Origin of the sequence: Pseudoalteromonas sp. DY56-GL79, from assembly GCF_041414765.1 — a bacterium.
Taxonomy (GTDB): Bacteria; Pseudomonadota; Gammaproteobacteria; order Enterobacterales; family Alteromonadaceae; genus Pseudoalteromonas; species Pseudoalteromonas piscicida.
Map to the genome: position 1 here is coordinate 1 of NZ_JANHZS010000065.1, position 656 is coordinate 656.

The following is a 656-nucleotide window of genomic DNA, read 5'->3' on the forward strand; positions in this document are numbered from 1 at the left end:
TAAAAAGCCCATTTCTGAAAGGTATTCAGGAAGAAATGCGTATGCGTGGTTACAGCATTAGAACAGAAAAAACCTACCTATATTGGATTAAGGCATTCATTAACTTTCACCACAAGCGTCACCCTGAGACAATGGGAACGGAAGAGGTTACACAATTTTTAACCTTCCTTGCCAACCAACGAAATGTGGCTATCAACACACAAAAAATTGCACTTAACGCCTTAGCCTATTTGTATCAGAAGCATTTGCACCATGAGCTTGGGGATTTAGGCTTTTGCTATGCCACTAAACAAAGACATTTACCTACAGTGTTATCCCCATCAGAAATCTCACTAATACTAAATGAACTTGATGGCCGCGATAGACTAATAATAGAACTACTCTATGGTAGCGGACTAAGAGTTTCAGAATGCCTCAGGTTACGTATCCAAGATATTGATATTGATATTGATAGAGCTTCGCTGACCGTTAGAGACGGTAAAGAGCATAAAGATAGGCAAACCATCCTCAGCAATAGATGCGCAAAAAAGCTCACTACATATATTGAAATGGCTATTAAAATTCAACAGGATGACAACCTTCACGGGATAGGTCCATCTCTGCCAAATGCAGTAGAACGCAAGTATCCCAACGCGTTTAGGCAGCATGGGTGGATG

General features: G+C 40.5%; 1 protein-coding gene. It reads left to right on the top strand.

Translation table 11 applies throughout. The features are described 5' to 3' along the window. Positions 1-656 (top strand): phage integrase N-terminal SAM-like domain-containing protein (locus NO992_RS23355; protein ID WP_371380811.1); only part of this gene is annotated, 656 nt, incomplete at both ends.